This is a genomic window from Rhodococcus sp. FW305-130 (assembly GCF_058788335.1).
Genome location: NZ_JBYTAP010000006.1, coordinates 12,475 through 37,358 on the forward strand (window position 1 = coordinate 12,475; position 24,884 = coordinate 37,358).

23 protein-coding genes are annotated in these 24,884 nt (G+C 63.8%); 11 read left to right on the forward strand and 12 right to left on the reverse strand.

The genetic code is table 11. The features are described 5' to 3' along the window. Positions 1–7 precede the first annotated feature (7 nt). Both AC3WQS_RS19225 and AC3WQS_RS19230 read right to left on the reverse strand, forming a co-directional pair. Positions 8–1,045 (reverse strand): alpha/beta fold hydrolase, encoded by a 1,038-nt coding sequence (locus AC3WQS_RS19225; RefSeq protein ID WP_019748230.1) that lies wholly within the window; start codon positions 1,043–1,045, stop codon positions 8–10. A gap of 181 nt (positions 1,046–1,226) precedes the next feature. Beyond that, the gene (locus AC3WQS_RS19230) at positions 1,227–2,186 is read right to left on the reverse strand and encodes a proteasome assembly chaperone family protein (RefSeq protein ID WP_003942198.1); all 960 of its coding nucleotides are present in this window, start codon (positions 2,184–2,186) and stop codon (positions 1,227–1,229) included. Positions 2,187–2,547: 361 nt separating this feature from the next. On the opposite strand from AC3WQS_RS19230, the gene AC3WQS_RS19235 reads away from it, so the two are divergent. After that, positions 2,548–3,303 (forward strand): sensor domain-containing protein, encoded by a 756-nt coding sequence (locus AC3WQS_RS19235; protein ID WP_024487430.1) that lies wholly within the window; start codon positions 2,548–2,550, stop codon positions 3,301–3,303. 155 nt (positions 3,304–3,458) lie between these two features. Then, positions 3,459–4,589 carry a DUF4192 domain-containing protein gene (locus tag AC3WQS_RS19240; protein ID WP_492712302.1) on the forward strand — a complete coding sequence of 377 codons (1,131 nt, stop codon included), beginning with the start codon at positions 3,459–3,461 and terminating at the stop codon, positions 4,587–4,589. Here AC3WQS_RS19240 and galE read toward each other — a convergent pair. Both galE and AC3WQS_RS19250 read right to left on the reverse strand, forming a co-directional pair. Then, complete coding sequence (galE, locus tag AC3WQS_RS19245) at positions 4,586–5,575, reverse strand: UDP-glucose 4-epimerase GalE (protein WP_029255256.1); 990 nt, start codon at positions 5,573–5,575, stop codon at positions 4,586–4,588. The two genes, AC3WQS_RS19240 and galE, sit on opposite strands and share 4 nt — an antisense overlap. A gap of 8 nt (positions 5,576–5,583) precedes the next feature. Further along, positions 5,584–6,270 (reverse strand): iron-dependent transcriptional repressor DtxR, encoded by a 687-nt coding sequence (locus tag AC3WQS_RS19250; RefSeq protein WP_003942150.1) that lies wholly within the window; start codon positions 6,268–6,270, stop codon positions 5,584–5,586. 176 nt (positions 6,271–6,446) lie between these two features. On the opposite strand from AC3WQS_RS19250, the gene AC3WQS_RS19255 reads away from it, so the two are divergent. Next, positions 6,447–7,718 (forward strand): acetoin utilization protein AcuC, encoded by a 1,272-nt coding sequence (locus AC3WQS_RS19255; RefSeq protein ID WP_019748234.1) that lies wholly within the window; start codon positions 6,447–6,449, stop codon positions 7,716–7,718. After that, a complete protein-coding gene (locus tag AC3WQS_RS19260; protein ID WP_492712305.1) occupies positions 7,711–10,416 on the forward strand; it encodes a bifunctional acetate--CoA ligase family protein/GNAT family N-acetyltransferase in 2,706 nt (901 codons plus the stop codon). The genes AC3WQS_RS19255 and AC3WQS_RS19260 overlap by 8 nt, the downstream gene beginning before the upstream one ends. 124 nt (positions 10,417–10,540) lie before the next feature. On the opposite strand, the gene AC3WQS_RS19265 is transcribed toward AC3WQS_RS19260, so the two are convergent. The 3 genes from AC3WQS_RS19265 to AC3WQS_RS19275 form a co-directional block, all read right to left on the reverse strand. Continuing rightward, entirely contained in the window at positions 10,541–11,512 is a 972-nt protein-coding gene (locus tag AC3WQS_RS19265; protein ID WP_003942639.1) for a sigma-70 family RNA polymerase sigma factor, read from the reverse strand. Positions 11,513–11,671: 159 nt separating this feature from the next. Continuing rightward, entirely contained in the window at positions 11,672–13,171 is a 1,500-nt protein-coding gene (locus AC3WQS_RS19270) for a DUF7782 domain-containing protein (protein ID WP_070385146.1), read from the reverse strand. A 26-nt stretch (positions 13,172–13,197) separates the two neighbouring features. Then, positions 13,198–13,557 carry a DUF3099 domain-containing protein gene (locus AC3WQS_RS19275; protein ID WP_019748237.1) on the reverse strand — a complete coding sequence of 120 codons (360 nt, stop codon included), beginning with the start codon at positions 13,555–13,557 and terminating at the stop codon, positions 13,198–13,200. An 83-nt stretch (positions 13,558–13,640) separates the two neighbouring features. On the opposite strand from AC3WQS_RS19275, the gene AC3WQS_RS19280 reads away from it, so the two are divergent. Continuing rightward, positions 13,641–13,877: a DUF3039 domain-containing protein gene (locus tag AC3WQS_RS19280; protein ID WP_003942602.1), complete on the forward strand. Its 237-nt coding sequence runs from the start codon at positions 13,641–13,643 to the stop codon at positions 13,875–13,877. Here the strand turns inward: AC3WQS_RS19280 and AC3WQS_RS19285 are convergent. Beyond that, positions 13,850–15,097, reverse strand: coding sequence for a YihY/virulence factor BrkB family protein (locus tag AC3WQS_RS19285; RefSeq protein WP_021344113.1), 1,248 nt, complete (start codon positions 15,095–15,097; stop codon positions 13,850–13,852). The two genes, AC3WQS_RS19280 and AC3WQS_RS19285, sit on opposite strands and share 28 nt — an antisense overlap. Positions 15,098–15,353: 256 nt before the next feature. Here AC3WQS_RS19285 and AC3WQS_RS19290 point away from each other — a divergent pair, with 256 nt between their 5' ends. Further along, positions 15,354–17,132, forward strand: coding sequence for a DEAD/DEAH box helicase (locus tag AC3WQS_RS19290; protein ID WP_020907558.1), 1,779 nt, complete (start codon positions 15,354–15,356; stop codon positions 17,130–17,132). Positions 17,133–17,265: 133 nt separating this feature from the next. Here AC3WQS_RS19290 and AC3WQS_RS19295 read toward each other — a convergent pair whose 3' ends face one another. After that, complete coding sequence (locus AC3WQS_RS19295) at positions 17,266–17,457, reverse strand: DUF7455 domain-containing protein (RefSeq protein WP_003942643.1); 192 nt, start codon at positions 17,455–17,457, stop codon at positions 17,266–17,268. 234 nt (positions 17,458–17,691) lie between these two features. Here AC3WQS_RS19295 and AC3WQS_RS19300 point away from each other — a divergent pair, with 234 nt between their 5' ends. From AC3WQS_RS19300 to AC3WQS_RS19315, 4 genes are all read left to right on the forward strand, one after another. Then, positions 17,692–18,069: a DUF952 domain-containing protein gene (locus tag AC3WQS_RS19300; RefSeq protein ID WP_020969495.1), complete on the forward strand. Its 378-nt coding sequence runs from the start codon at positions 17,692–17,694 to the stop codon at positions 18,067–18,069. An 86-nt stretch (positions 18,070–18,155) separates the two neighbouring features. Then, positions 18,156–18,638 carry a cation:proton antiporter regulatory subunit gene (locus AC3WQS_RS19305; RefSeq protein WP_021344116.1) on the forward strand — a complete coding sequence of 161 codons (483 nt, stop codon included), beginning with the start codon at positions 18,156–18,158 and terminating at the stop codon, positions 18,636–18,638. A 7-nt stretch (positions 18,639–18,645) separates the two neighbouring features. Beyond that, on the forward strand, positions 18,646–19,818 hold the full coding sequence (locus AC3WQS_RS19310) for a cation:proton antiporter (protein WP_003943778.1): 1,173 nt from the start codon (positions 18,646–18,648) through the stop codon (positions 19,816–19,818). Between the two features lie 21 nt (positions 19,819–19,839). After that, positions 19,840–20,649, forward strand: coding sequence for a tyrosine-protein phosphatase (locus AC3WQS_RS19315; protein WP_047888402.1), 810 nt, complete (start codon positions 19,840–19,842; stop codon positions 20,647–20,649). Between the two features lie 69 nt (positions 20,650–20,718). Here AC3WQS_RS19315 and AC3WQS_RS19320 read toward each other — a convergent pair whose 3' ends face one another. Both AC3WQS_RS19320 and ppgK read right to left on the reverse strand, forming a co-directional pair. Further along, positions 20,719–22,143 carry an RNA polymerase sigma factor gene (locus AC3WQS_RS19320; RefSeq protein WP_370333980.1) on the reverse strand — a complete coding sequence of 475 codons (1,425 nt, stop codon included), beginning with the start codon at positions 22,141–22,143 and terminating at the stop codon, positions 20,719–20,721. Positions 22,144–22,255: 112 nt separating this feature from the next. Further along, positions 22,256–23,023: a polyphosphate--glucose phosphotransferase gene (ppgK, locus tag AC3WQS_RS19325; protein ID WP_007732834.1), complete on the reverse strand. Its 768-nt coding sequence runs from the start codon at positions 23,021–23,023 to the stop codon at positions 22,256–22,258. 156 nt (positions 23,024–23,179) lie between these two features. Between ppgK and AC3WQS_RS19330 the strand changes: the two genes are divergently transcribed. Beyond that, complete coding sequence (locus AC3WQS_RS19330; RefSeq protein WP_279218991.1) at positions 23,180–24,058, forward strand: inositol monophosphatase family protein; 879 nt, start codon at positions 23,180–23,182, stop codon at positions 24,056–24,058. A 16-nt stretch (positions 24,059–24,074) separates the two neighbouring features. On the opposite strand, the gene cei is transcribed toward AC3WQS_RS19330, so the two are convergent. Further along, positions 24,075–24,758, reverse strand: coding sequence for an envelope integrity protein Cei (gene cei, locus AC3WQS_RS19335; RefSeq protein WP_003942618.1), 684 nt, complete (start codon positions 24,756–24,758; stop codon positions 24,075–24,077). Positions 24,759–24,884 lie beyond the last annotated feature (126 nt).

A 24,884-nucleotide genomic window follows, 5' to 3' on the forward strand; every position in this document is an offset into this window, starting at 1 on the left:
CCGCGGATCAGGTTGCGCTTCGCTCGTCCGAGCCCATGGCGTCGAGCACTGCCATGCGGGTGGACGACGTTCCGGTGATGGTGTTCTCGCCGACGCCGGAGATCAGCATGTGACGCCAGCGGGCCTCGTCGAAGACGAGTGGTGCGGTGCTGGAAAGAAAATCTTCGACGATCTGCAGGAAACGCATCGGATCGTCGCGGAACGGGAAGTGGCCCGAGCCGCGGAAGATTTCGAGACGTGAGTTCGGCATCGCCGCGTGCGCGAGGTGAGCGTGGGAGACGGGAATGACGGAGTCGTCGTCGCCCCAGATCAGTTGAACCGGCAGATTCTCGGTCAGATAACAGCGGTCGAGCATCGTGACGACCTGTCCGCGCCAGTCCACGACTGCCCGCAGCGTACGAAGGTAAGCCTCGTAGGCAGTGGGGTCGGGGAGATCAGCGAGCACTCGAATCAGGTCTGGCGTGTCGTGCAGCATGGTGCCGGGGCGCAGATTCGAACCGTGAACGACACCGGCAAGGTTTCCGGCCATCCGGACGAGCGGCATCGCGCCAGGTATCCGGAGCAGTTTGACGACCTCGTTGACCACCGGAACGGACATGAGGCGCAGCAGCGGGTGGACGTCCTTGGTGACGCCACCGGCCGAGACCAGCACGAGGCGATCCACCATGTGTGGGAATTGGTAGGAGAACTGCATCGCGACGCCGCCGCCGAGCGAATGCCCGATGACGGTGACGTGCTCGATGCCGAGCGTCGACAGAAGATCACGCATGCCGTTGGCGTACGCGGCTACCGAGTAATCTGCGCGCGGCTTGTCGGAGCGGCCGTGACCCAACAGGTCAGGTGCGATGACGGTGTACTTCTTGGCGAGGTGGGGAATGATCTCGGTCCACGTCGACGAGTTGTCGCCGATTCCGTGCAGGAGCAGTACTGCCGGACCCTCGCCGGCTATCCGAAATGCGCGTCGGTAGCCGTGAATCGTCCGGAACATCATCCGCGGTTCCTCGTCGGGGACCGGTCGGAGCTGACGGTTCCGTGGTCTGCTCATGTCGCCTCCTGGCTCGGCGTGTGACCACGTTGACTGTCTGCTCCAGTTGTTGAGCCGTCAACGAAAATCACACAGAGTTTGAGGCTATCCGACGGATGTGTCCTGAACAACAGCCCAGGTAACGGAGGGGTTGCGGAATGCGCACAATGTCGAATTATGCGCCCCGCCCGTCACATTTTCGTCAGTTGTCGCCTCGATCGAGGTCTCCAGCTGAGCCGAAGTCGTCATTTCCTGCCTGTTCGGCCAGGAACTTTTCGAACTCTGCGCCGATCTCGTCACCGCTGGGAAGGTCGGCCTCGCCGGCCAGAAGGGACGACTGTTGTTCCTGAGCGGCGACAAAAGTGTCGTATTGACGCTCCAAAGCGTGGACTACAGTCTGAACTTCTTCGTTCCCGGCTATGTGCTCGTTAACCTGTTCCCGAACGCGCGCCGCGGCCTCACCCAGTGCAACCAAGGGCAATTCCAGATCCGAAACCTCGGAAACGTTTTCGAGCAAAGTCTCTGCGGCGCCCGGGTAGTCCGTTTGCGCGAGGTAGTGGGGGACATGCACCGAAAAGCCCATCGCCTCGTGCCCGTGCTGAGACATACGAAGCTCGAGGAGTGACGATGCGCTGCCGGGAACCTGCAGTTCACCTGACCAACGCTGATGGTCCTGGATCAGGTCCTTGTTGGTCGAATGTGCTGTCACACCCAGCGGTCGGGTGTGCGGGATTGCCATCGGAATCGCGTTGAGCCCGATGGTTCGACGCACTCCCAGCTGTTCGGACAACAGACGAACGGCCGTGGTGAACCGCTCCCACTTGAGGTCCGGTTCCATCCCTGCGAGCAGCAGGAACGGCGTGCCGGCCGTATCGCGCAGTGCGTACAGATTGAGCGCCGGAGCGTCGTAATCGGAGAAATGATCGGCCTTGAACGTCATCGTTGGTCGACGTGAGCGGTAGTCGATCAGCTCGTCGACAGCAAACGACGCGACAAGCTCGGTTTCCAGGCTTTCGCGCAGATGCGTCGTCGCCAACTTCACGGCGTGACCGGCGTCGGAGTAACCCTCGAGTCCGTGAATCAGGATCGGTCCCTGGCCGTCGGCAGCCGCCAACTGGGGCGCCGGAAATTCCAGCTCGTACATCCTCGACTGTTCGTCCATCGCAGTCCCCTTCGCTCTTCGGTCTTGATCTCAAGTGTCCACTATCGGCGCACGCTCGACAGCATCGGAGTCAGGTGCCCGACAGCACTGGATCAGACGTTCATCGGTAAGAACACCGAGTCGGTGACCGATCATTCCCGATCCGACGAGACGGACGTTCGCCGAGAGCGAAGCCGAGCGGTATCTTTCGACACTTGGCCTGGGCGTTCGCTAGATGTCGGGTGCGCGGCTTCGGACATGGCAGAGTGGAAGACAAGGTCGGCACGGCCGATTTGTCCGAAATGCATTGGTCGATTGTCGGGATCGGTCGAGGTCGAGTGCGGAGGCTTACATGCGGGTGTGTCCACGATCGTCCAGGCGAGTGGCCGCATGCTCCCTTGCTGCGGTGGCCGCCGTTGCACTACTCGCGGGCTGCTCCGGGTCGGTCCAAGGCGCACCCGTTCCGGACTCCGCGCCGGCGACTGCCGGTGCGACCGACAGCGGCTCAGCGGCGCCGAGTACGACGGCTGCACCCAAATCCTCGACGCCGAAATCCACCTCTCCGAAAACGGCGGCACCGTTGTCCGAACTGCTGCTGACTCCCGAGGAATTTCCCGAGCCCTTCGGCGCTGTTGTGCTGCCCCCGCAGGCCGTCCCGATGGCAGCGCCGGATCTAGTCGGCGTCCCACGCGGTGCCACCGTCGATCCATCCGAATGTGAGCCACCGGAACAGGATTACGGTCCGAACGGGACCGTGATGGCGGTCGGGACCGACAATGCGACGAGGGCAACGATTTCGGTCGAACTCACGAAGGTCGACGCGTCCCTGGACGAGTTGGAAGCGCAAACTCGCCAGTGCTCGTCCATGACGGTCACTGCGAACGGCGTCACCACTACAGTGACGACGGAAATTCTTCCGCCGTCGCCGATCGATGCCGACAAGACGATGTCACTTCGCCGCACCGTCGTGTCCCCCAAAGCCGCAGCCGGCGATCAGACGATGCTGACATTGATCGCGCAGGTCGGCGACGTACGGGTAGCAACAACACTGATGACGTTCGGTTCTGCGACGCCCTCGACGGCACCTCTGGATCAAGCGTTCACCGCAGCCGTACAGAAGGTCAAAGCAGGCAAGTGATTTCGCAGCACACGGGTCCGACACAGAGCGGACCTTTTCGGTGCGGCGCGATAATTCGTCCCCAACTGACTCGATAATCCACAGACGAATTCGACGTCGCTGTTTTCCCTGGTCGAGCGGATGGCGGCATCGGGGCGATCGGCGAGGGTCTGTGCATGACCACATCACCTCTTCCAGGAGAATTCGAATTCTCCGACGACGACCTGGCCCTTTTCGGACGCGTTGAACGTGTTTCCGATCCAGGCGAATTGATCGCGGCAATACCCGCCCTCCTGGGATTCCATCCGTCCAACTCCGTCGTTGCGCTGTCTCTGATGGGCGCCTCCGCCTCGACGCTCGGCCCGGTAATGCGACACGACTACTTTCCCAGCGTCAAGGGAAAGCCTGCGAGGCAGATGAGCGCGGCGCTGCGCCAGTTCGCCGCCGTGTGTGACGGGGAAGGAGCGCGTGCGGTCGTTCTCGTGGTGATCACCAATTGCTCGACAGCTGAAACTCTCATCGACGAAACCATCGAGCTGGCCGAGGTATTCGAAGACATGCTCGGCGGAACCTGCGTCGAGCTGGCTGACGTATTGTGCACGGCCGCAATAGAATCTGGCCAGCCGTGGACGAGTGCCACGAGTTCGATTCACCGCGGCACCCTGCCAGACCCGGCATCTTCGTCGGTCGCGGCGGCGCAAGTGTTGGGCGGGAGGGTCATTCGCCGTTCGCGCGAGGAACTGGCCCGGTGGGTACACGGTGCCGCTCGCAATCACGACGCGATTGGCCAACTGATCGCGAGCCGCCGAGAATCGAGTGAGTACAGAGGGGGATCAGGCCGTGATGCCGCAGTTCAGCGCCGGGTCGATCTGGTGTTGGAACAAGTCCGCCGTGTGGAGGCAGGCACTTACTGCCCTGACCCGCAGGAATGCGCCGATCTGGTGGTCGCTTTGACGGACGTTCACGTCCGCGACGTGGTGTTGGGTCTGGCGATCACGTCGGTTGCCGCACATGCCGAGCAATTGTGGCTCGTGCTCACCCATGAAGTACCGTCTCCCGAACGAGCTTGGCCGGCAACACTTCTCGGGTTCTTTGCATACGTGCGCGGCGACGGGCCCCTGGCAGGTGTTGCGCTGTCTGCCGCACTGTCGGCCGATTCGGAACACACCTTGGCCGGATTGCTGGATTTATCGCTGCAATCCGGTGTGCACCCCGATGGGATCCGTGACCTTGCGGCCGTCGGATTGTCCATCGGGGAATCGCTCGGAATTACCGGCTTGCCGCCGGCACTGCCGAGCGGAAGCTAGCGAGCAGCGTGTGAGCGGTCGCCCAGATCCTGGAGGAACTGCCATGCATCGGCGACTATGACGTCGAGATCGGTACGCGTGGGCGTCCAACCCAACTCGGCAATCGCCTTGTCGCTCGATGCGATCAGTACGGCCGGATCACCCAGCCGTCGTGACGCGTCTTCGACGTTGATCGGCAGGCCGGTGACCCGCGCACAGGCAGCAATCACCTCGCGCACGCTGAAGCCGGCACCACTTCCGAGGTTGTAGATGCGGTGCTCGCCGGGAACCGAGGATTCGAGCGCCAGCAGATGCGCTTCGGCGAGGTCAAGCACGTGTATGTAGTCGCGTACCGCGGTGCCGTCCGGCGTGGGCCAGTCGGTTCCGAATACCGAGATCTTGTCTCGCTGCTCGAGTGCGACCTGAAGGACGAGCGGAATCAGGTGGGTTTCGATCACCCGGTTCTCGCCGGCGGACTTGTACGCACCCGCGACGTTGAAGTAGCGCAAGCTGGTAGCGCCGAGGCCGTGGGCGATCGAGTACGAGGTGATCGCATGATCGATCGCGAGCTTGGTCGCGCCGTACGGATTCGTAGGGCGGGTCGGAGCGGTTTCCACGATGGGGGACTGCTCCGGCTCGCCGTACGTCGCGGCGGTGGAAGAGAACACGAGCCGGGGAGTGCCGGAGACACGAATCGCCTCGAGCAGTTCGATGGTCGTGACGACGTTTCCGCGCCAGTACTTTTCGGGGTGCAGCACGGATTCGCCGACCAGCGACTGCGCGGCGAAGTGAAGTACGCCGTCGAAAACCGGTGAACCCGCACTGCCGAGGATGTCGGCGGCCAGCGCCCCCACATCCCCTTCGATGAACTCGGCACCGGCAGGCACCGCGTCGGCATTTCCGGTGGAGAGGTCGTCGATGACGACAACTTCGTGTCCACGCTCGAGCAACACAGTGCTGCACACACTGCCGACGTAACCGGCGCCGCCGGTGACCAGGAGTTTCATCTAGTTCCTCAGACCTGCTTGACCTGAACGGCGTGAGCCATTTCCTCGGACAGGTCGAACCCGCTGTGACCCGGCACGATGATGGTCACCGAGCCCGGACGGGTTTCGACCGTCACCCTGGCGTCGGGAACGACGCCGGCGTCACGCAGCTGCGCGATCACCTCGGGATCGGACTGCACGTGCTCGGCGAGTCGCCGAACGACCACAGCTGTCTGTGCGCCGTGCGGAATATCGGTCAGGCGCACCAATGTTTCGGTGGTGGCAACCGGGCCGTCGAGTCCCAACTGGTCCAAGCCCGGAATCGGGTTGCCGTATGGCGACGTCGTGGGGTTGTTCAGAACGACGACGAGCCGACGCTCGACCTCCTCGCTCATCACGTGCTCCCAACGGCATGCCTCGGCATGTACGTCTTCCCATTTCAGACCGATGACGTCCACCAGTAGGCGCTCTGCCAACCGGTGCTTACGCATGACAGAGATCGCGAGATCGCGACCCTTGTCGGTGAGTTCCAGATGTCGATCGCCGGCGACCATCAGCAAGCCGTCGCGCTCCATACGCGCAACTGTCTGGCTGACGGTGGGTCCGCTCTGTTCGAGCCGTTCGGCGATCCGCGCCCGGAGTGGGACTACGCCCTCTTCTTCCAAGTCGTAGATCGTCCGGAGATACATCTCCGTGGTGTCGACTAGATCCTTCACACTCAACCCCTTCGTCAGTTGATCATTCTACCGTTCAGTTCGTGGTTCCGGTGCCGCCTCCACTGCGGCGAGTCCAGCGCGTGTCCGAATTGGATTCGTGTCACTCGATCTCGGTCTCCGAAGCGGGCCGCGAGTGTGGTGTGCGGCACGAAACGAGAAGGAAGTAGCGTGATCCCATGACCGCGTCGATCAGATCTGACGGGGACCCCGCGGCGTCTCGAGCGAATCGAGTCGTGGTGTGGAGTCCGGAGTACCTGAGCTATCGGTGGAGCGCCGATCACCCGATGAATCCCACTCGCCTCGATCTCACGATGGCACTCTCGCGAAGCCTCGGACTTCTCGAGGGCATCGAATTTCTCGAACCGAGCGCCGCGTCCGATGCCGACCTCCTCAGAATCCACACACCGGCATATCTTGCAGCGGTCAAAGACGCGGGTAACTCTGCGAACAACGGTGTGAGCGGCCAGGATGTTCCCCACGGGCTCGGTACCGAGGACAACCCGGTCTTCCCGCACATGCACGAAGCCAGTGCGATCCTCGCCGGCGGCTCGCTGGCCGCAGCGCAGGAAATCGCTTCGGGACGTACGAGGCGCGCGGTCAGCATCGGCGGCGGCATGCACCATGCGATGGCGGATTGGGCCTCTGGATTCTGCGTCTACAACGATGCGGCGGTTGCGATTTCGTGGCTGCTCGACAACGGCTACGACCGCATCGCCTACATCGACGTCGACGCTCACCACGGCGACGGAGTGCAACATGCGTTCCTCGGGGACCCGCGGGTGCTCACGGTCTCGCTGCATCAGCACCCGGCAACCTTGTGGCCGAACACCGGATGGTCGAGCGAGGTCGGCGACGGGGCCGCCGAAGGTACGGCGGTGAACATCCCGGTGCTTCCCGGGACCGTCGACGCGTTGTGGCTGCGCGCATTTCACGCCGTCGTACCGGGAGCCATTGCAGCCTTCCGCCCGCAGATCATCATCAGCCAGTGCGGAGTCGACTCGCACCGCGAGGACCCGCTCGCGGACCTCGCTCTGACCGTCGACGGCCAGCGAGCAGCGTTCCTGGCAATGCGCGATCTCGCCGACCGCTACTCCGAGGGCCGGTGGCTGGCAGTCGGCGGCGGCGGATACGGACTGGTTCGCGTCGTGCCGAGGGCATGGACTCACCTGATCGCTGCCGCGCTCGATCGCGAGGTCGACGTCGACACAGCTGTGCCTGACGAGTGGAAGGAATCGACGAAGCTGCGAGCGCCGAGCGTCGACCTCCCGCCGACCATGGGCGACGGCGGAGATGTCGCCTACACCCCGTGGGACGGCCCGGGTGGTACACCGGAGACAGGTGTCGCCTCGGTAGATCGTGCACTCACCCGAATCGACTCGGCGATCATCGCCACACGCCGCGCTTCGTTCCCGCTACTCGGACTCGACCCGGAGGATCCCCGTGACTGAACAGTCCGATACCGATGCCGGCGGCGCGAGCGACCAGGCGCCGAAGACCGACCCCGCTCACACCTATCCCCATTCGTGGGTAGTCGACGTTCTCGCCTCCGACGGCGGCGCGGTGGCGTTGCGACCCATCGTTCCCGAGGACGCGGACAAGCTCGTCGAATTCCACGGCAAACTCTCCGAGCGCACTCGGTACCTGCGCTACTTCGGCCCGTATCCCACGATGTCGGCGCGCGACGTGAAGAATTTCACGACGGTCGACCACCACAACCGCGTCGCCTTCGTGATGATGCTCGGCGACGAGATCATCGCGGTGGGTCGCTACGAGCGACTCCTCGACGTCGGTGACGGAAAGTCTGCCGAGGTCGCCTTCGTCGTCGCCGACGCACACCAGGGGCGCGGCCTCGGCCCGATCCTGCTCGAATACCTGGCAGCAGCAGCGGCCGAGAACGGCCTGACGATGTTCGTCGCCGAGGTCCTGTCCGAGAACCGCAACATGGTGACGGTGTTCCGTGAGGCGGGGTATCAGGTGAGCCGCTCGTTCGACGGTGGCGTGCTGCGCCTCGAATTCGCGATCGACCCGACGGAAGCGCTTGTTTCAGTACGTAATTCGCGTGAGCGGGCAGCTGAGGCCCGCAGCATGGGAAACGTGCTGAGTCCACGATCGGTGGCAGTGATCGGCGCATCAGCGGACCCCGCCAAGGTGGGTAACGCGGTGTTGACCAACCTGCTGCGCGGCGGATTCACCGGACCGGTCTACCCCGTCAACGCGGAGCATCGTTCGGTTCACGGGGTGCGGGCGTACCCAACTGTTCGCGACATCCCCGACGACGTCGATCTCGCCGTCGTGGCTGTACCTGCGGAATCGATCAATTCGGTACTCGACGACTGCCTCGACAAGGGCGTCAAAGCGCTGGTGGTGGTCTCGTCGGGCTTCAGCGAGAGCGGTCCGGACGGACGCTCGTCCGAACGCAAACTGGTCCATGCAGCACGCGCTCACGGAATGCGCCTCATCGGTCCGAATGCACTGGGGGTGGCGAACAACGACCCCGCGATCTCGTTGAATGCGACTCTCGCGCCGGTCTTGCCGGTGGCAGGCAACGTGGGCTTCTTCTGTCAGTCCGGCGCGCTCGGTATCGCCATTCTCGACGAAGCTGCGCGCAGCCGAATCGGGTTGTCCGCCTTCGTTTCTGCCGGCAACCGTGCGGACGTCTCGGGCAACGACCTTCTGCAGTACTGGGATTCCGACCAGTCCACCGAAGTGGTCCTTCTCTACCTCGAAAGCTTCGGCAACCCACGAAAGTTCTCCCGGATCGCCCGCCGAGTTGCGCGGAAGAAGCCGATCGTCGCGGTCAAGAGCGGTCGGCACGCGGTTCCGCCGGTTCTCGCCGCCACCGGAGTCGAGATCGACGATTCCATCGTCCGCGCCCTCTTCGAACAGGCGGGCGTCATCCAGGTCGGCTCCATTTCACAATTGTTCGACTGTGCCTTGCTCTTCGGATACCAGCCGTTGCCGGCCGGTCCACGGCTTGCTGTCATCGGCAACTCGACCGCGCTCGGTGTCCTTGCCGCGGACGCCGCCCGCAGTGAAGGTTTGCAGGTCAGCGACCCGGTCGACCTTGGCGCCCAGGCGAGTCCGGAACTGTTCGCCGCTGCCGTGCGCGACGCGTTGGCGTCGTTCGACGTCGATGCCGTCATCGCCGTCTTCGTTCCTCCGGTTGCCATTCCGGTCGAGCCGTTCGCGAAAGCGCTCAAAGACGCCGTCGCCGGCTCGGACAAGCCGATTCTCACGACGTTCCTCGCAGCCGAGGGAGTGCCGGACGTCCTGGCGGTCCGCGACGAAGTCGGAAACCCGACCCGCGGTTCGGTGCCGTCCTACCCGGGGCCGGAGCGCGCCGCACTGGCACTGGCGAGGGCCTGGCGTTACGCGGAGTGGCGCAGCAAGCCTGCGTCGAAGGTTGTTCGCCCCGCGGGAATCGACTCCGAACGAGCTCAGAAGATGGTGGCCGCCTGGCTTGAAAACTCGCCTGGCCGTTGGCTTTCGGACGTCGAAGCAGCAGCTCTTCTCGAGTGCTACGGGGTTGCAGTCGTCGAATTCCGTTCGGTCCTGAGCGAAGACGAAGCTGTAGAGGCAGCGGATGCTGTCGGCTACCCGGTCGCGGTCAAGGCAACCGGCGAAATGTGGCGCCACCGACCGGATCTGGGCGGCGTCAGGCTGGATCTGAGTGGACCTGAATCGGTGCGCCTCGCTTACCGAGATCTTGCGGCCGCGTCGGGTGAACCGCTGCTGCACGTGCAGAAAATGGCAACCAAGGGCATCGGGTGTGTGGTTGGTGTCCAAGACGACCCGTCGTTCGGTTCGCTGATCTCGTTCGGTCTCGCCGGTGTGATCTCCGATCTCCTCGGGGACCGTGCCTATCGCGTACTGCCGCTCACGGAAGACGCTGCTACGGAGTTGATCGACGCACCCAAGGCAGCGCCGCTGCTCTCCGGATATCGAAATGCCGTTCCGGTCAACAAGGGTGCCTTGGTCGATCTGGTCCAGCGGATCTCGGCGCTGGCCGACGACGTTCCGGAAGTCCGCGAACTGGCCTGTGAGCCGGTACTTGCTTCGGCTACCGGCGCGGAGATCACCGATTCGCGAGTACGCATCGGGCCCGAGCCGAGCGCAATCGACCTGGGGCCCAGGCGTCTGCGGTAGGTACAACGAACAACACCGGCCACCGCACATTCCCGAGGGGGAGGGAACAAGCGGTGGCCGGTGCTTTGTGCGGTGCGTCAGCGCGAGTGGTGTGGCGCGCTGACGCACGTGCTGTGTTGTTTGATCAGCTCGCGTAGGAACGCAGTTTCTCGGCGCGATCGCCGACGCGGAGCTTGCCCATGACCTCACGCTCGATCTGACGAACCCGCTCACGCGAGAGGCCGAAGAGCTTGCCGATCTGATCGAGTGTGCGAGGCTGGCCGTCGTCGAGACCGTAGCGAAGTCGGATGACCTGCTGCTCGCGCTCGTCGAGCGTCCCGAGCACGCTGCGCACATCGCTGTGCAGCAGACCGGCGATGACGGCGTTCTCCGCCGAAGTTGCCTCGGAATCTTCGATGAAGTCGCCCAAGGGAGCTTCTTCGTCGTTGCCGACTGGCATGTCCAGGCTTACCGGGTCGCGGCTGTGGTCGAGCAGGTCCGCGATCTTGTGGGCGGGAATGCCCGACTCTTCGGCCAACTCGTCGTCCGTCGCTTCGCGCCCGAGCTGCTGGTGCAGTTCACGCTTGATGCGGGCGAGCTTGTTGACCTGTTCCACGAGGTGGACTGGGAGCCGGATGGTGCGGCTCTGATCAGCCATTCCGCGGGTGATCGCCTGACGGATCCACCAGGTGGCGTACGTCGAGAACTTGAAGCCCTTGGCGTAGTCGAACTTCTCCATGGCACGGATGAGTCCGAGGTTGCCTTCTTGAATGAGATCGAGGAGCGGCATTCCACGGCCGGTGTAGCGCTTGGCCAGCGACACGACGAGTCGCAGGTTCGCTTCCAGGAGGTGGCTACGCGCCGACTGTCCCTCGCGAACGATCGTTGCGAGATCCCTCTTCTTGGCGACTGTCAGGCGCTTTCCCGTGGCAAGGACGTGGCTGGCGTACAGCCCCGCTTCGATTCGCTTCGCCAGTTCGACCTCGTCTGCTGCTGTCAGCAGTGCAGTACGACCGATCCCGTTCAGGTAGACGCGGACCAGGTCTGCGGCCGGGCTCTGGGCGTCCAGATCTGCGGCGCTCGGACGAATGCGAGTAGTGGTGCTGGGGCTTGTCATGACTTGCCTCCCTATCGGCGGTCTCTCACACAGTTCAACGTGTGAGAGTTCCGGGAAAGTTCCCGCGCCGATTTCCGCTAAAACGCCGTGACCTGCAGTTATTTCCCAGTCGTCCTGAGAAGTTGCTGAGAACACAAAAATCTGCAACTCACCGGGAACTCAGTTCGTGACGGGAAGCACCAACCCGTGCCGGACAAGCGAGACCAGCAATGTGACGACGGCCTCACGTAGCTGGTCCGGGTCTTCGCCGTTCGCCGCGGCGAGAAGTTCGACCAGTTCGTCGACCACCAGTCCGTCCGCTCGGAGCCCGGCCAGCAGCGCAGCACCGAGCTCGTCGATCTCGTGCTGCCAGTGCGGTCCGTTGCCGCGGTGCACACGCGTGACCACTTGCTGCCATCCCTCGTCGCCGGGGAGGTAGACGCGTTCGAGAGCCGTGTCCGGATCGAGGACGAATCGCTCCTCGAGGACGTCGTGTTCACGCAACCAGGCAAGACGGTCGAAGTAAGCGAGCGCCTCTGCCCCGAGCGGGTCCGAGAAGCCGTGCATGAGGTCCTCGGCCATCAGGTCGGTGGGGGAGTCGGTGCGGCGAAGGAACACGAAACCGAAGCCGACGCCCTCGACATCGGCTTCTTCGAGGTGATCCAGCCAGGCGTTAGCTCTCGATGCCGATTCCGGATCTCGCGGATCCTGCCCGCCGTCCTTGAGCCACGTGCCGACGTACAGAGCTGGGTCCGCCACGTCGCGCTGCACCACCCAGGCGTCGACGCCGTGCGCCGGCAGCCACGACGCGATCCGCGAACGCCAGTCCTGTCCTTCGATGTGCACCCACGAGGCCAACAGTGCTGCCGTGCCGCCGGGGTTCAGATAGTCAATCGAGCGCGAGATCATCAATTCGCTCGCACCGTCGAGATCGAGGCCGGAATCGCGGTACGTGTGATGGACGCGTGCCTCGCCGACGACAAACGGGGGATTGGCGACCACCTGGTCGAAGGTTCGACCCTCGACGGGTTCGAACCAGGACCCTTGAAGCAGTTCGACGTCCAGCCCGTTGAGCGCCATGGTTGCGGCCGTGAGGTCGACGGCGCGTTGATTGATGTCGGTTGCGGTGACCGAATCGGCGTATGTGTTCGCGTGCAGGGCTTGGATGCCGCATCCCGTACCGAGGTCGAGCACGCTGCCGACCTTCGCGGTGGGCGTGGCCTGCAGCAAGGACAGTGACGCATGTCCGACGCCCAGCACGTGATCGGCCGTGGCCTTCTTGGGACGGATTCCGCCGTCGAGATCCGAGATCACCCAACGGTCGCCGTCGCCGACGTCGATGGGGCGAAGATCGACCGCGGCCCGCACGAGCGGATTCTCACTGTCGAAGTTGTCACCTTCGAGCAGGCCGGCGTCGACGCACTGCGCAATTGTCAGCGGAGTCAACGCCGCGGCGACGTCGCCTGCTGGGCAATCATCGGCGAGAAGGAACAGTCTGATGAGAACGCCCAGGTCCCCGAGTTCTCGGGTGGCGCGGCGCACGGGCACCGGCTCACTTCGGCCGAGAGCGGCGTGAACTTCGGGACCCAATGCCTCGAGCATGGTTCCCGTGTCGAATCGATTGCGAAGCAGAGCCTCACGCAGCGCAGGGGTGATGGACAGGAGCGTTTCGCTTCTCACCCCGTCATTCTCGCAGGCGGAACTTGTCAGCCTTCGATGGTGTGGTGCGTCGCGGATTCGATCTCGCCTGCGGTCTTCTTTCGTCCGTCGTATCGGCTCGGTTCGTCCTTGGTGCGCGGTGGTCGGTCGTTGGCGATCAGGACGGCGATCCAGGGAAGCGGAATGGATGCACCGATGATGAGCATCGAGATCCAGGCGTTGGCCCAGATGCCGTACGCGATCGCCGCGAGGATCAACGCCGGGAACCGGAAGGACATGATGATCATGTACTTGCGCACTCGGGCTTTGTGCTGTTCTTCGACGGACTTCTGCGCTTCGGTGATCAGTACGGGATTATCGGGAGTCCCGGCCTCGTCGGACCTGCCGAACGCGCCATTTCGTGCCATGACTCCACTGTTCCACTCTCGGCCGACAATTGCACACGACCCGTGGGTCGCACCGCTGTGACGGAGACGGCATTATTGGAGGGGTGAGCACTCAAACCAAGGAACGTCCCGACGTCTCCACCGACGAAACGACCGACGACGACACCCCGAAGTTCTTCCACTACGTGAAGAAGAACAAGATCGCCGAGAGCGCCGTCATGGGAACCCATGTCGTCGCGCTGTGCGGCGAGGTGTTTCCCGTGACGAAGTCCGCCAAGCCGGGATCACCGGTGTGCCCGGACTGCAAGAAGATTTACGAAGGGCTCCGTAAGGGCGACTGACCTCGGGTCACGCGCGCGGGAGTACTTCCGGAGCTCGGCGGATCGACAGCCTCGACGCAGTCGGCCGCCGGGCTCTTCGCGTCTGCCTGCGGTTCATCGCAGGGATCTTGGTCGACGCACGAGTTCTGGCGCGACTCTGTTTGTCTGCTGCGGGGCCGCCCGTACGAGGGGACCGTGGCCGGATCCGCTTTGTCGCCCGAGATGCGGATCGGGCTGGTGGCCAGGTGCCAGGTCAGGTTGGTGACCGGACCGGTCTCGTCGTCGGTGTTCTGAGCCGCAAGCCACTCTCGCATCTGCTCCATCCGAGTGGCACGAGCCGGCCAGAACTCCTGAACCGTCGCGTTGAACTCGGCGCCGAGGACGACGGCGAAACCGAGGAAGAACGTGAAGAGCAGAAATGCGATCGGCGTTGCCAGTGCGCCGTACGTGTAGCCGGTGCTGGTGACAAATCCCAGGTACCAGCGCAATCCGGTACTGGCGGCCATGAAGAACACACCGGCGACCAGCGCGCCCGCGAGCAGCCGATGCCACGGCAGCGACTTCGGTAGAGCGACTTTGTAGAGCGTCGTGAGGCCGATGATCACCAGCAGACCGACAGCGGGGTAGTAGAACGTGTCGACCAGATTCGAGCCGACCACGTACCAGGAGGCCGGCAGTGCTCGCCCGACGAGCGTCGGTCCGAGAGCTACCAGCGGCAGGATGAATACCGCCATCACCAGGAACATCACGTAGAGCAGCAGGGCGAAGATGCGCTGCCAGATGGGATTGCGCGCATCCTGCTGACCATGTGCTTCCACGATCGAGTCGACGAACGTACTGATCGCCGATGATCCCGCCCACAGGGAGAGCAGGAAGCCCACCGAGATGATCTCCGGTCGTCCGCGCTGAAGGACGTCCGTCACCGTCGGGCGGATGATCTGGTCGACGACGCTTTCGCTGAAGATCGTTCCGCTGAACGTGACGATCTTGGATTCGATGATCTCGACGGTGTTGGGTCCGAACCACCCACCGATGTAGCCGATCATTCCGAGAAGGCCCAGAAGCAGGGGAGCCAGTGACAGCGTTTGCCAGAACGCGGCCGTAGCCGCCTTTCCGAAGATGGAATCGTCCCAGGCCTTGCTCAGTGTGCGACCGATCAACTGCCCGGTGCGGCGTAGCGGATGCCATCTGCGGTGGTGCAGATCACTTCCGCTCGACTTCTCGCCTCGCGCTTCACTCATGATGTCTCCAGCATCCCTGACGACACACCCGGTTGCCCAACCATGGCGCCGACGTGTCGCACATTTCTGAGACAATTCGCGTGCAGGTCGGCAGGATGCGAGAGCAGCGAAACCTCGCCGGCCGGAGTGAGAACGGCCATGAGTACGCGCTTCGAGTGCGGCTTTCGTCGGTGGCGGCGGCTAGGCTCGTCGCCGGACATTGATGAAAATTCGAGGAGCGCGAGACAACAGTGCGATTCCAGTGGAGGCGCGGCCTATGACGTCTGAGACCGTGGCAGCCGAGTTCGGCAATTCGCCCGAACCCGCCGGAGCTCAATCCGCGGGAACCCAACCTGGCGCCCCTACCGGTTCCCTTCGTGCATGGCAGCGCCGTGCACTGACCAAGTACCTTTCCAGCAGTCCGCGTGACTTTCTGGCGGTCGCAACGCCGGGAGCAGGTAAGACCACCTTTGCTCTGCGGGTAGCTTCGGAATTGCTCCGTGACCGGACGGTCGACCAGATAACCGTCGTGGCGCCGACCGAGCACCTCAAGCACCAGTGGGCGGAGTCCGCTCAGCGATCCGGCCTGGCATTGGACTCGCGGTTCTCCAACTCGACCGGCCAGACCTCGAGTGACTATCACGGCGTCGTGCTGACCTACGCCCAGGTTGCCTCGCACCCGTCGAAGCACCGTGTGCGCACCGAGGGCCGCAAGACGCTGGTCATCCTCGACGAGATCCACCACGGCGGCGACGCCAAGAGCTGGGGCGACGCCATTCGTGAGGCGTTCGGCGACGCGACCAGGCGTCTCGCACTGACCGGAACTCCGTTCCGCAGTGACGACAGTGCCATTCCTTTTGTCGAGTACGAGCCGGACAAGGAAGGTCTGCTCCGCTCGAAAGCCGATCACTCCTACGGATATTCGGATGCCCTCAAGGACGGCGTGGTTCGCCCCGTCGTGTTTCTCGCCTACTCGGGCGAGGCACGGTGGCGAAACAACGCCGGCGAGGAATTCACCGCTCGGCTCGGCGAGCCGCTGAGCGCCGAGCAGACGACTCGGGCATGGCGTACGGCCTTGGACCCTGCCGGCGACTGGATTCCTGCCGTGCTGCAAGCAGCAGACACCCGTTTGGCGCAGCTGCGCAGTACGGGTATGCCCGATGCGGGCGGACTTGTCATCGCGACGGACCAGACAGTGGCCCGCGAGTACGCGAAGGCGTTGACAGCGATCACCGGCGAACAGCCGGCCGTCGTGCTGTCCGACGACCCCACCGCGTCCAAGCGAATCGCCGAATTCGGTGCGAGCGACCAGAAATGGATGGTCGCGGTCCGCATGGTGTCCGAGGGCGTCGACGTTCCCCGTCTGGCGGTCGGTGTGTACGCGACCAGCGCGTCGACCCCGCTGTACTTCGCTCAGGCGATCGGGCGCTTCGTGCGTTCGCGTCGTAAGGGCGAAACTGCCAGCGTCTTCCTGCCGTCGGTGCCGGTGCTTCTCGACCTTGCTGCACAGCTCGAGGCTCAGCGTGACCACGTACTCGGCAAGCCGCATCGTGAGAAGGACGGCCTCGAAGACGACCTGCTCGCCGATGCGAACAAGCAGAAGGACGAGCTCGGCGAGGAGGAGAAGGCGTTCACGTCCCTGGGCGCCGATGCCGAACTCGACCAGGTGATCTACGACGGATCGTCCTTCGGTACCGCGACATTCGCCGGAAGTGACGAGGAAGCCGACTACCTCGGTCTCCCCGGCCTACTCGACGCCGATCAGATGCGGGCATTGCTGCGTCAACGCCAGCAGACACAGGTCGAGGCCAACTCGGCCAAGGCCGCCGCACCGCAACCCACGGCGGCAGTGGTATCCGATCGAGCGGCCACGGCAGATCAGCTCGGAGCGCTCCGCAAGGAGCTGAACGGGTTGGTGGCGATGAACGTTCACCGCACCGGCAAACCACACGGCATCATTCACGCGGAACTTCGCCGAGTGTGCGGAGGCCCGCCGACGGCCATCGCGACTGTCGATCAGCTGACCGAGCGCATCGCGATCCTACGCAGCTGGTAGCAGCCGATACCGGTCCCGCACGCTTCGCGTGCTTGCGGCCCCGGAACGGCAGAACGGGCGATCACAGTGAATGTGATCGCCCGTTCTGGCGTTCATGGCGCGCCTCGTGAAGAGGCCACCCCCGGCTGACAGGTCAGATTGCGGGTTCGCTTTCGGAGACGACGGCATTCATCTCGCGAAGTCGATCCGCGTGTTCGGTTGCGTGGTGTCCGCAGAAGAGAAGCTCGCCGCCGGTGGGAAGCACGGCGCGTACGCGTGCTCCGGCACCGCACCGGTCGCACCGGTCGGCAGCGGTCAACTGTGGGCTGGTCAGTGTTCCGGGCATGACTCCTCCGTACTGGCTTTGCGGCATTCGGGCCGCGTGCCTGGGGCCTGGTCCGCCGCGTCGGAATGGCGCGGTAGATCCACTCTTACAGACGTTTGGGGTTTACGGGTTGTTCCCGAAGGCGTTTCTTAGTGTTGTGTCTCACTGGAAATGCGCTGGACAGGCATTCTCGGGTGAAGATTGTTCGCTGACAGCTGATTCGAATCGCCGACCTCAGCCCGATATTCTGGGCGGATGAACCCGGGACGCGAACCACTTGTCGACGAGAGCGTCGAGTTGCTCCACATGTGCACGCGCGAGGAATGGGCGCGGGCACAACAGCACGGCGAACGTATCCCCGACGGATTCGAGGCGGAGGGATTTGTTCACATGTCGACTCCGGCGCAAGTTCATCTCCCGGCGAATCGGATCTTCGCCGGCCGCGATGACATAGTCCTTCTCGCCATCGATCCGGCCCTGCTCGGTGGTCAGGTCAAGTACGAACCGGGCGTCCCTTCTGACCCGGAATCGATGCGATTCCCGCATCTGTACGCCCCGATTCCGGTCGCAGCCGTCACCGCTGTCGTCGAGTATCTTCCGGACGAGAACGGCGTGTTTTCGCCGGTTCGGTAGGTCGCCGGTTCGCTCGCCGCGAAGTGCTCCCGGCGGATTGTGGCCCTCACGCGATGCAGGTCGCCGATCGGCGCTACCGTTGGTATATGAACGTAGAAGTCACCCCACTACCGGGGATCGGGACGCGCAAGGATTTTGTTCTGTCTTCCGGTCGTCGCGTGGGTGTCGTCACCCATCGGGACGGTCATACCGACCTCATCGTGTCCAAGGCAGACGACCCTGACGCGTGTGCTGCCTCGCTGCCTCTGACCACCGAGGAAGCGGCAGCGCTCAGCAATCTCCTGGGTGCCCCACAGCTCGTTGCGCAGCTCGAAGAAGAGCACCGTGACCTTCCGGGCATTCGAACCAAACAGCTCTACATCAAGGACGGTTCGCGCTACGACGGGCAGACCCTCGGGGACACCGGCATGCGCACGCGTACCGGAGTCTCCATCGTCGCCGTCATGCGTGCCGGACAGGTCAGCCCGTCCCCGAACCCCGACTTCACCTTCACCGGGGGAGATCTTCTCGTAGCAGTCGGAACGCCGGACGGTTTGGCCGCAGCGGCAAAAATCTTGGCCAACGGCTGACTGGCGCGTGGACACAACCACCCTCGCACTGATCGAACTCGGCGCGGTCTTCTTCGCGCTCGGACTGCTCGGACGGCTCGCTGCTCGCGTGGGGATGTCGCCGATCCCGTTCTACCTGATCGGCGGCCTGTGCTTCGGACAGGGCGGTTTCATCCAACTCGGAGACATCGGCGAGTTCTCCCATCTGGCAAGTGAGATCGGGATCGTCCTGCTCTTGTTGCTGTTGGGGCTCGAATACACCGCGGCCGAGCTCGTGACCGGTCTCAAACGCTCACGCGTAGCGGGCATCGTCGACATCGTCCTCAACGCGACTCCCGGCGCGGTGGTCGGCTTGATTCTCGGCTGGGGCGTCGTGGGGGCGACGGTCATGGCCGGCGTCACCTACATCTCGTCTTCGGGAATCATCGCCAAGGTGCTCAGCGACCTGGGGCGCCTCGGTAACCGCGAAACACCGGTCGTGCTGTCGATTCTGGTGTTCGAAGACCTGGCGATGGCGCTGTATCTGCCGATTCTGACCGCGATGCTTGCGGGCGTCAGCTTCATGGGCGGGCTCGAAGCGGTCGGGATCTCGTTGTTGGTCATCACCGTGGTTCTTGTTGTGGCCCTGCGATACGGGCGGTACGTCTCCGCGCTCCTCGACAGTCCCGACAGTGAGACGCTCCTGCTCAAGCTGCTCGGTGCCGCACTGTTGGTTGCCGGCATCAGTTCGGCGATGCAGGTGTCGGCGGCTGTGGGCGCGTTCCTCCTCGGGATCGCGATCTCGGGGTCGACGGCGCACAATGCCAGTCGCGTGCTCGAGCCCCTTCGAGATCTGTTCGCTGCAATGTTCTTCGTGGTCTTCGGTCTCAACACCGATCCCAGTTCCATTCCGCCCGTCCTCGGGTGGGCTGCGATCCTGGCCGTCGTCACCGCGATCACGAAGCTGATCACCGGCGCCTGGGCGGCCAGACGTCAGGGTGTCGCGCGAATGGGTCAAGCGCGCGCCGGTGCCGCCCTGATCGCCCGCGGTGAGTTCTCCATCATCATCGCCGGGCTGGCGGTGTCCGCGGGTGCGGTCGACGCCGAACTGGCGGCATTGGCAACGGCTTACGTGCTCCTGATGGCGGTCATCGGTCCAGTGGCGGCAAGAGTTATCGAACCGGTTGCCTCGTTGTACATCAAGGTTCGTACGAAGTCCTGATTGCGGCCCTATTCTGTCCGGATGTCGAACAGAATCGCCCGTCCCGCCGCGACAGTCCTGTGCGCGGTGATCCTCTCGTGCGGTCCGGTGCCGGCGCTCGCCGGGGGAATACCCGCGCTCGAACAAGCCGGACCTGCAGCTGCGCAGGTTGCCGCAGACCGATCGCTGCATCTCGAGGGTGCGTCGAACGCGCGTGACATCGGCGGCTACGTCACCGAGGAGGGGCGGACCGTTCGGTGGGGGAAGGTGTTTCGCTCGAATGCCCTCGACAAGCTGACGCCGTCGGATCTCGCGTCGTTGAGCGAACGCGGAGTGGAATCGGTGGACGACTTCCGCACGGTCGTCGAACGGACGCTCTCGCAGGACCGCATTCCGAACGGGGCACGAACCAACTGGTTCGACGTCATCGGAACCAACCCCGCCAACCTCCCGGCCCTGGTGGACATGCCCACGATGTACGCGTTGATGGCGACCGATCCGGGGGCGAGCCGCGCATTCCACGATGCTCTGGTGAACGTCGCGAACACCGAGGGTGCAGTCCTCTACCACTGCTCGGCGGGCAAGGACCGTACCGGCTGGATGACTGCGGTTCTTCTGACCCTCCTCGGCGTGAGCCGCGCCGACGTGAACGCCGACTACATGCTCAGCAACCAGTACCTCACCGGACCTCGCACCGGGAGTGCGTTCATCGACGGCGTCGAACAGTCGTGGCTGGACACGTCTTTCGCCACGGTGGATCGGGTGTACGGCAACTTCGACAACTACGTCCGGGACGGCCTGCAGTTGAGCGACGGGGACATCGCACAACTCCGGGACACACTCTTGGCCTGAGGCGGCAAACGAAGAAGAGCCGCTCTCCGGAAATCCGGAGAGCGGCTCTTCTGCGTATAGCTGGTGTGACTAGTCGAGGTAGTCGCGCAGAACCTGCGAACGCGACGGGTGGCGCAGCTTCGACATCGTCTTCGATTCGATCTGACGGATACGCTCACGCGTGACGCCGTAGACCTGTCCGATTTCGTCTAAAGTCCTCGGCTGGCCGTCGGTGAGGCCGAAGCGCAGGCGAACCACGCCGGCTTCGCGCTCGGACAGCGTCTCGAGTACCGACTGCAGCTGATCCTGCAGCAAAGTGAACGAGACGGCGTCGACTGCGACAACAGCTTCGGAGTCCTCGATGAAGTCACCGAGTTGGCTGTCGCCCTCGTCGCCGATGGTCTGGTCGAGAGAGATCGGCTCACGCGCGTACTGCTGGATTTCCAGCACCTTCTCCGGCGTGATGTCCATTTCCTTGGCAAGCTCTTCCGGCGTGGGCTCACGGCCCAGGTCCTGGAGCAGCTCACGCTGGATACGGCCGAGCTTGTTGATGACCTCGACCATGTGCACCGGGATGCGGATGGTGCGAGCCTGGTCGGCCATTGCACGGGTGATGGCCTGTCGGATCCACCACGTGGCGTAGGTCGAGAACTTGTAACCCTTGGTGTAGTCGAACTTCTCGACTGCACGGATCAGACCGAGGTTGCCTTCCTGAATGAGGTCCAGGAACGCCATGCCGCGGCCCGTGTAGCGCTTGGCCAGCGAGACGACCAGGCGGAGGTTGGCCTCGAGGAGGTGGTTCTTGGCGCGGTTGCCGTCGCGGCAGATCCAGCTCATGTCGCGTCGCTGAGCCGCAGGCAACTTCTCGCCCTTGTCAGCAAGATCCTGCATGATCTGCACGGCGTAGAGGCCGGCCTCGATGCGCTTGGCCAGTTCGACTTCCTCTTCGGCGTTGAGGAGTGCGACCTTGCCGATCTGCTTGAGGTAAGCGCGAACCGAGTCGGCGGACGCCGTCAGTTCGGCGTCCTTGCGTGCCTGGCGGAGAGCCTCGGACTCTTCCTCGTCCCAGACGAAGTCGCCGGAAGCCTTGTCCTTCTCGGACGGCTCTGCAGCGGTCTCTTCGTCTTCGCCGACTGCTACGACCTCGACGACATCGGACTCGACCTCGGCAAGGTCGCCGTCCGTGATGTCGATGTCTTCCAACTCGACATCGCCGTCTTCGGCATCAGGATCGCCGGCCTTCTTGGGGCTGGCCTTCTTAGCTGCTGCCTTCTTGGCCGGAGCTTTCTTGGCCGGAGCCTTCTTTGCTGCTGCCTTCTTGGCGGGAGCCTTTTTCGCCGGAGCCTTCTTGGCTGCCGGAGCGGTGACGGTGGCCGCCTCCACGGCTGGAGATTGTGGCTCTGACTCTGATGGAGAATCAGCAGTCTGACGTGTATCGGTGGCTGCCACGTACGCCCTTTCGTGACGGTGTCGTGCGGCGTCACGCCAGAGTGGTGATCCGGCGGAGAGGTCAATGGTTGTTGGCCGGCGCGCAGCCGGACTTCACCATTGTAACGACTCTCAGGAAACTCTTACGTCACGGCGGGCCGTAACAGGTAGATTTTCCGCTTTTCACGTGCAGGTTTTCTCATCCGGCGACGGGGGCCGGCCTGGTCAGTCCGACCGACGCGAGCGCAGCTCCGGCGATTCCCGCGGTGTTGAGGAGGGTGGCGGGGACGACCTTCGTGCGGTTGGTCAGGTGCGGAATCCACTTCTCGTGCTTGCGGCTGATTCCGCCTCCGGCGATGAAGAGATCAGGCCACAGCAGGTTCTCGAAGGTGGTCAGAACTCGGGAGACCTCGACCGCCCACTCCTTGTAGCTCCAGTCCTTTTTTTCCTTCACCGACGACGCCGCTCGATGCTCGGCTTCCTTGCCGTCGACCTCGAGGTGGCCGAACTCGGTGTTGGGCAACAGAACTCCGTTGTGCAACACGGCAGATCCGATTCCGGTGCCGAAGGTCAAGAGGATCACGACGCCGGAGGTGTCCTTGCCCGCTCCGAACGAGTCCTCGGCAATTCCGGCGGCGTCGGCGTCGTTGAGGACGGTGACTTCGCGCCCGCCCAGGGCCTTGCCGAAGAGCGCGGCCGCGTCGGTGTCGATCCAGGACTTGTCGATGTTCGCGGCGCTGCGCGCGACGCCGCCGGTCACGACAGCGGGCAACGTGATGCCGACCGGCCCGGTCCACTTTGCCTGCTCGACGATCTCGGCCACAGTGCCCGCGATCGCATCGGGAGTCGAAGGCTGCGGGGTCAGGATCTTGATGCGGTCACCGATCATTTCCCCGGTGCTCAGGTCGATCGTGCCGCCCTTGACGCCGCTGCCGCCGACGTCGATCCCGAAACCTGTGGTTGTCATCGTCCTGCGCTCCTGAGTGTCGAATTCGAGGTCACGATCTACCGTTGCAAACACTAACCCGAACGAGGACTCGGGCGCGTGCGACTCCAGGCGTTCGAGTGGTGCCCCTCGGTAGAGATGTGTTGCGATGGTCCGGTGCGCCCTTCAGAAAGAACGTTGCCCGACTTTTCCGCCGATTCTCTGGACCCCGCACAATTGCGGGCAGTTGCCGTAGCCGTCGCCGAACGCGCAGCCGAACACGTCCGCGTGCGTCGGCCCGAGGTATTCGGCCTGGTGGGTTCCGGTGCCTCCGAGGGTGGTTCGGTTGCTGCAAAGAGCACGCCGACCGATCCCGTCACGGTGGTCGATACCGAAACCGAACAGGTGATTCGCGACCTTCTGGCGCAATTGCGCCCTGCAGATTCGATCTTGGGTGAGGAAGGTGGCGGAGACACCGACGATTCCGCGGGAGTTCGATGGGTTGTCGATCCCATCGACGGCACGGTGAATTTTCTCTACGGAATCCCCGCGTTCGCCATTTCGGTGGCCGTACAGATCGACGGGATCTCAGTGGCCGGGGCTGTCGTCGACGTGTCGCTGGAAACAACGTATTCCGCGCACCGGGGCGGCGGCGCAACCATGGCCACGGCCGACGGCGTCGTCAGCGAACTGCACGCCAATGAGGTGACCGAACTGTCAATGGCTCTGTTGGCCACCGGTTTCGGCTACGGAGCGGATCGCCGAAAGGTGCAGGGCACCTTGATCGGGCAGATCCTGCCGCAGGTTCGCGACATCCGACGCATAGGTTCGGCTGCTTTGGATCTGTGCATGGTTGCCACCGGCCGGGTCGACGCTCACTTCGAGCACGGGCTGAGTCCGTGGGACTGGGCCGCGGGCTCCCTGATCGCTTCCGAAGCGGGCGCCGTGATCAAAATCCCGGCGCCCAATTCCACGTCGGCCGACGGCGATGTCGTCTGTGCGGTGGCTCCGGCGATCGCCGAGCAGTTCGCGCACATGCTCAGTTCGATCGGCGCAGATCAGCCGATTCCGAGCTGAGGCCGAACCCGGTTTGTCAGCAGCGCGCCGTGCGCGCTGCTTTGAGCAGTGCGATGTCCATCGGAGCGACTTCGGCGTTTGCGGGCTGCTCGGCCAGAGCATGCAGGATCGCGGTGGCGTCGGTGTTGGGGGTCAGGGCGCCCTTGTTGTAGGTGCCGAGAGCCAGGTCGACGGTGTCGTCGCCGCGGCCGTCCTGGACCAGTTCGGCGCAGGGGGCGACCAGCCAGACGGAACTGGCGGCGGCGAGGCCGTTCGCTCCGAAGCGGATCTGACCCTGGCACTCCATGTTCTGGTCGACGTAGACGGGGTCGTTTCCGACCTGGACGTCCGGCGCGCTGGAGAAGCCGAACTCGCTCAGTTGCGCTGCCACCTGGGCGGCCTGACCGTGTTCGCCGTTGGCGTTGAACACACGAACCTTGGTGGCCGCCAGGGGAGCGGGATCCACGTCGAGCAGCTTCGAACGGTCGACGACGGTTCCCAGCGGTAGTGGCGCCGCTGCCGAGGGATCGGAGGAAGGCTGCGGGAGGTTGCAGGCGACGGTGTCACTGACTTCTGCCTCGGCGCTCAGGATGCGGACCCACAAGACACTGCCGATCAATGCGAGTACCGCGAACACGGCGATCACCGGCCACGCGCGCCGACGGCGGAACGGACGTCCCTGGTCATCGGTAGAGCTGCCTTCGGTGATCAGAGAAACCACGGTATCCCTCGACTTTCTTGACGAAACTTCTACTTCGCCATCGGGCCGAGCGGCGCCGGCATGACGTTCGGTGCCTACCTTAGAGGGCTTGTGTGACGACACAGCCGAAGCGCGGCTCGACGCGTC

Coding starts and splice junctions, on each gene's coding strand:
- AC3WQS_RS19295 (WP_003942643.1), bottom strand. CDS start 17,457: ATGCCCGGAACACTGACCAGCCCACAGTTGACCGCTGCCGACCGGTGC.
- AC3WQS_RS19300 (WP_020969495.1), top strand. CDS start 17,692: ATGAACCCGGGACGCGAACCACTTGTCGACGAGAGCGTCGAGTTGCTC.
- AC3WQS_RS19240 (WP_492712302.1), top strand. CDS start 3,459: ATGACCACATCACCTCTTCCAGGAGAATTCGAATTCTCCGACGACGAC.
- AC3WQS_RS19275 (WP_019748237.1), bottom strand. CDS start 13,557: ATGGCACGAAATGGCGCGTTCGGCAGGTCCGACGAGGCCGGGACTCCC.
- AC3WQS_RS19305 (WP_021344116.1), top strand. CDS start 18,156: ATGAACGTAGAAGTCACCCCACTACCGGGGATCGGGACGCGCAAGGAT.
- galE (WP_029255256.1), bottom strand. CDS start 5,575: ATGAAACTCCTGGTCACCGGCGGCGCCGGTTACGTCGGCAGTGTGTGC.
- AC3WQS_RS19285 (WP_021344113.1), bottom strand. CDS start 15,097: ATGAGTGAAGCGCGAGGCGAGAAGTCGAGCGGAAGTGATCTGCACCAC.
- AC3WQS_RS19230 (WP_003942198.1), bottom strand. CDS start 2,186: ATGGACGAACAGTCGAGGATGTACGAGCTGGAATTTCCGGCGCCCCAG.
- AC3WQS_RS19265 (WP_003942639.1), bottom strand. CDS start 11,512: ATGACAAGCCCCAGCACCACTACTCGCATTCGTCCGAGCGCCGCAGAT.
- ppgK (WP_007732834.1), bottom strand. CDS start 23,023: ATGACAACCACAGGTTTCGGGATCGACGTCGGCGGCAGCGGCGTCAAG.
- AC3WQS_RS19290 (WP_020907558.1), top strand. CDS start 15,354: ATGACGTCTGAGACCGTGGCAGCCGAGTTCGGCAATTCGCCCGAACCC.
- AC3WQS_RS19315 (WP_047888402.1), top strand. CDS start 19,840: ATGTCGAACAGAATCGCCCGTCCCGCCGCGACAGTCCTGTGCGCGGTG.
- AC3WQS_RS19255 (WP_019748234.1), top strand. CDS start 6,447: ATGACCGCGTCGATCAGATCTGACGGGGACCCCGCGGCGTCTCGAGCG.
- AC3WQS_RS19225 (WP_019748230.1), bottom strand. CDS start 1,045: ATGAGCAGACCACGGAACCGTCAGCTCCGACCGGTCCCCGACGAGGAA.